Origin of the sequence: Microbacterium sp. Kw_RZR3, assembly GCF_029222405.1 — a bacterium.
Taxonomy (GTDB): Bacteria; Actinomycetota; Actinomycetes; order Actinomycetales; family Microbacteriaceae; genus Microbacterium.
The window spans coordinates 1-5,039 of sequence record NZ_JARHXC010000313.1; the positions used below are offsets into that span (position 1 = coordinate 1).

Here is a 5,039-nt window from a genome sequence, read left to right on the forward strand (position 1 = left end):
TCGTGCCTGACCTCAGCCCTTCGTGGCGCCGGCGAGGAGGCCGCGGACGAAGAACCGCTGCAGGAGGAAGAACACGATGATCGGCACGAGGATCGAGATGAACGTACCGGCCGACTGCAGGAACCACTGGTCTCCCCAGGTGCCCGACAGCGAGTTCAGCGACTGCGTCAGCGGCAGCGATGACGATGGCGCGAAGATCGTCGCCACCAGCAGGTCGTTCCACACCCAGATGAACTCGAGCACCGCGAACGACGCGAGCGCCGGGGCGGCGAGCGGGAGGATGATGCGGAAGAACACCTGGCCGTGTCCGGCACCGTCCACACGCGCCGCCTCGATCACCTCGTGCGGGATCTCGGCGATGAAGTTGTGCAGCAGGAAGATGGCCAGCGGCATCGCGAAGATCACGTGCGCGATCCACACGGTCGCGAAGCTGTGCTCCACGCCGCGCAGGTCGAAGCCCGGGAAAATCGTGACCTCGTTGATCGTCAGCCCGCGCGAGAACAGGCTCAGCAGCGGCACCAGGGCCATCTGCAGCGGCACGATCTGCAACGCGAAGATGAAGATGAAGAAGAAGTTCCGCCCCTTGAAGTCGATCCACGCGAACGCGTACGCGATGAGCGACGCGATCGCGAGAGCGAACAGCACGACCGGGATCGTGATCGCCAGGGAGTTGAGGAACGACTGCGCGAGGGTCAGCGCCGTGCCACCCGAGGTGAAGGCCAGCCGGTAGTTCTCCAGCGTGAAGCTGGGATCGGTGAACACCGTCCACCATCCGGTCGACTGGGTGTCGGATCCGGGCCGGAACGACGTCACGAACAGGCCGAACGTCGGGATGGTCCAGAAGAAGGCGATCACGACGGCCGCGATCGTCGCGCCCTTCGACGTGAGGCGCTTGCGCGCCATGGCCTCGTGCTTGCGCGTGTCGCGGGCGACCTGACGAGCGCTCCGCCCGTCGGACGTCGGCTCGAGAACGACGGTCGAGGTGGTCATCGCAGTTCCCTCTGCTTCCGGATCTGGCGCACGTTGAAGATGATCAGCGGCAGCACGAAGACGAACAGCACGACCGCCAGTGCCGCGGAGTGGCCGTAACTCTGGAACCGCTGCTGCTGGTTCACCATCTCGAACGCGAGCACGGTCGAGTCGTTGCGACCACCCGTCATGACGGCGACGATGTCGTAGATCTTCAGCGCGCCGATGGCGATCGTGGTCAGGACCACGATGAGCGAGGAGCGGATGCCGGGAACGGTGACGTTGATGAACCGCTCCCACGCGCTCGCACCGTCGAGTTCGGCGGCCTCCATCTGCTCCGGCGGCACGGCCTTGATGGCGGCCGAGAGGATGACCATCGCGAGACCGGTCTGGCTCCAGATGAACACCACGACGAGGAGAAGGGTGTTGACCAGGGGCGTCGCGGCGAGCCACGAGACGGGTTGCCCACCGAAGGCGGTGACGATGGCGTTCAGGATGCCGATCTGGTCGCCCTGACGGAAGTCGTAGACGAACTTCCAGATGATGCCGGCGCCGACGAACGAGATCGCGAACGGCATGAAGATGAGCACCTTCAGGTACTTCTCGCCCGCCGCCCGGTCGATGAAGACCGCGTAGGCCAGGCCGATCGCGGTGGCGATGGTCGGGGCGAGCAGCACCCAGATGAGGGTGTTGATGACCGACCAGAAGCCCTCGGGGTTCGTGAAGGTCCAGACGTAGTTGTCCAGTCCGACGAAGTTGTCACCGGTCTTGTCGAAGAACGACTGGAAGAAGGTGGTGATGGCGGGGTACACCAGGCCCAGGAGCAGCAGGATGGCGGCGGGGGCGGCGAACAGGATGAGCTGGAACAGGTAGCCGGCACCTTGACGCGAGCGGTAGTCGGCGTAGAAGAGGATCGCGCCGAGGAGTACCGCGATGCCGAGCACGTAGATGACGGCGTTCTGGTACGGACGCAGGAGCATGAACGCGAGCACGGGGATCGCGAAGCACGCGACGAGCCGCAGCCAGAAGTAGCCCTTTCCGGAGCGCGGCGCGTACTCGATGAGCAGCAGGAGGAGCCCCACGACGGCACCGAAGACCAGGAGCACGAGGGGGATCTGCACGAGCGGGTTCAGTCCGCCGAGCCAGTTGAAGAAGCTGTTGAGCGAGAAGCCCAGAGTCGTGGGCTTCGTTTCGGCCGGGGCCCTCGTGACCATGAAGAGGAAGAGCGCCACCACGAGGATGAGCCCGACCATGACCACGAGGATCGTGGTCCGGCGCTGTGGCGCGGAGTCTCGCGGCTTCGCCGCCGCTCGCCCCCGCGGCGGAGGAGACGCCGACGGCGTCTTCTCCACGTGTGTGATCTCGGTCATGACGTCCCTCCCGAACACGCCTTCGTGCCCACCGATGAGTGCCCGGGCCATGCCGGGCAGATGAGAAGTATGGCCCCGATGGGCCGCCCGCAGCACGGACGACCCATCGGGTGGACCTCAAGAGGTCAGTTGTTGTAGCCGGCCTGGATGTCGCTCAGGACCTGGTCGGTCGGCGTACCGTCGATCCAGCTGACCATGCCCTTCCAGAACGATCCCGAACCGACGGTCGCGGGCATCAGGTCGGATGCGTCGAAACGCAGCGTGGTGTTCGGGTCCTGCAGCGTCTTCATCGCCTCGGTGAGGAATTCGCTGGACGCCAGCGAGGGGTCAGCGCCCTTGTTCGCCGAGATCACGCCGCCGAGCTTCACACGGGCATCCGCGAACTCGGGCGTCGACATGAACTCCACGACCTTCTGCACGTTCGCGTCGTCTGAGAACGCGGTGACGAACTCGCCGCCACCCTCGACCGCGAGCTTGCCCTCGGTCACGCCGGGGAGCAGGAAGGCGTAGACGTCACCGTCGGGAGCGACCTTCACCTCGCCGCCCGAGGCGGTCTTGACCGTCTGGAAGTTCGACGACAGGAACGACGCCTGGTGGGTCATCGGGCAGCTGCCGTCGGCGACCTTGGCGGCCACGTCGGCGAAGGCCACCGAGTTGATGCTCTTGACGTCACCGAAACCGGCGTTGACGTACTGCGGGTTCAGCAGGATCTTGCCGGTGGCGTCGAACGCTTCCTTGATCGGCGCGTCGGTGAACTTGACCTCGTTGGCGACCCACTGGTCGTACACCTCGGGTCCGGACTGGCGCAGGACCATGTCCTCGATCCAGTCGGTGCCCGGCCAGCCCGAGGCGTCGCCGGACGCGAAGCCCGCGCACCAGGGGGCGGCGCCGGTCTTCTGCTGGATCGTGGCCGTGAGGGTCATGAGCTCGTCGAGCGTCTTCGGGACCTCGACGCCCCACTCCTTGAACTTCGCCGGCGAGTACCAGACGTAGCCCTTGAGGTTGGCGAGCATGGGAGCCGCGTAGAACGTGCCGTCTTCGCTGCCGTAGGACTTCCAGTCCTCGCCCCAGTACTTGTCGACGTTCGACGAGACGGTGTCGGACGCCTTCTGCACGTCGCCGGTGCCGATGAGGGTCTTGAGCAGACCCGGCTGCGGGACGATCGCGATGTCGGGGGCGTCTCCACCCGTCACCTTCGTGACGATGTTGCCCTCGAAGCTCTTGTCGCCGGTGTAGACGACCTTGATGCCGGTGTCGGCGGTGAACTTCTCGAACGACTGGTTCAGCAGGTCGGCTTCGCTGCCGGTGATACCGCCGGAGATGCGGACGGTGGTCTCGCCCCCCGAGCTCGTGCCGCCCCCGCTGTCACCCTCGGCGCAGCCTGCGAGTGCGATCGCGCCGACCGCCAGCAGCCCGACGGGGGCCAGCAGGCGATACCGCTGTGACATACCCATGTGGTCTCTCCTCTTCGAGTTCAATGGTGCATCGGATTCTGTCAGGAACCGATTCCAGATCACCGTAGGCGAGAACCAGAAGTTGCGCAACATCGAAATATCACGAACGCGTAACTGGCGAAATCACGCGGATCTCGGGCGACGATTCGCGGGGGAACCGGTTCCATAAAGGGTGAATCTCAGGTAATCTGCTTCGACGTCGACACGGAGGTCGACCGGACACCGAGGAACACACCGATGAGCGGAATCGCCGATGTGGCTCGCCTGGCAGGCGTGTCGAAATCGACGGCGAGTCGTGCGCTGACCGGCGGCGGCTACGTCTCCGACGACACCCGTCGTCGCGTCTCGGACGCGGCGTCGACCCTCGGATACGTGCCGTCCACCAGCGCCGTGAGCCTGGCGACCGGCCGCACGCGTACGATCGCGCTCATCGTCCCCAAGGTGAACCGGTGGTACTTCGGCGCCATCGTCGAGGGCGTCGAGCGGACACTCATTCCCCGGGGATACGACGTCACGCTCTACGTCGCCGAGCCCGGCTCGAACGACCGCGAAAGCCTCTACTCGACGTACCTCGCCCGGAAGCGATTCGACGGGATCATCGCCGTCGCGCTCGAGCCCGACGACGCCGACCTGGAGCGCCTGGCGAACATCGGCAAGCCCGTCGTCAGTATCGGCAACCCGCTCTCCGGAGTCCCGACCCTCGGCCTCGACAACGTCGCGATCACGCGGATCATCACGCAGCACCTGATCGCACTGGGGCACACCGACATCGCCTTCGTCGGCAGCACTCCCCCGACCGACGCCCCGGCGAAGGACGTCGACGAACGCTCGATCGGCTACCGCAACGCGATGAACGATCACGGGCTCGCCGTCCGTATCCGCAGCGTGCCCTCGACGCTGACGATCACCGACGCCTATGCGGCCGCTGCGTCGTTCCTCGCCGACGCGGGGTCGCGTCCGACCGGTGTCGTGGCCGCGTGCGACGAGGTCGCGATCGGGGTCATCATCGCCGCTCGCCGCATGGGCATCTCGGTTCCGACCGAGCTCAGCGTGGTCGGCATCGACGGCCACGACTACGCCGAGATGTTCTCGCTCACCACGGTCGAGCAGTATCCCCTCGACCAGGGGGTCGAAGCGACGCGGCTGCTGCTGTCCATGATCGAGGGCACCGACGAACCCGCCCGACGCACCGAGGCGGTCACACGCCTGGTCGTGCGCGCCTCCACCGCTCCCCCGCGGAGCGCGT

Annotated in this window: 4 protein-coding genes; 1 reads left to right on the forward strand and 3 read right to left on the reverse strand. The window is 66.0% G+C overall.

The window, feature by feature from the left end; translation table 11 throughout:
- Positions 1–12: 12 nt before the first annotated feature.
- The 3 genes from P2P98_RS17310 to P2P98_RS17320 all read right to left on the reverse strand — a co-directional run bounded on the left by P2P98_RS17310 (position 13) and on the right by P2P98_RS17320 (position 3,793).
- Positions 13–990, reverse strand: a complete 978-nt coding sequence (locus P2P98_RS17310) for a carbohydrate ABC transporter permease (protein WP_058595393.1) — start codon at positions 988–990, stop codon at positions 13–15.
- Complete coding sequence (locus P2P98_RS17315; RefSeq protein WP_275801503.1) at positions 987–2,339, reverse strand: sugar ABC transporter permease; 1,353 nt, start codon at positions 2,337–2,339, stop codon at positions 987–989. Before P2P98_RS17315 ends, P2P98_RS17310 begins: the two co-directional genes overlap by 4 nt.
- A gap of 125 nt (positions 2,340–2,464) precedes the next feature.
- Positions 2,465–3,793: an extracellular solute-binding protein gene (locus P2P98_RS17320; protein WP_275801504.1), complete on the reverse strand. Its 1,329-nt coding sequence runs from the start codon at positions 3,791–3,793 to the stop codon at positions 2,465–2,467.
- Between the two features lie 237 nt (positions 3,794–4,030).
- Here P2P98_RS17320 and P2P98_RS17325 point away from each other — a divergent pair.
- Positions 4,031–5,039, forward strand: a 1,009-nt coding sequence (locus P2P98_RS17325) for a LacI family DNA-binding transcriptional regulator (RefSeq protein ID WP_275801505.1), incomplete at its 3' end; no start/stop codon positions are given.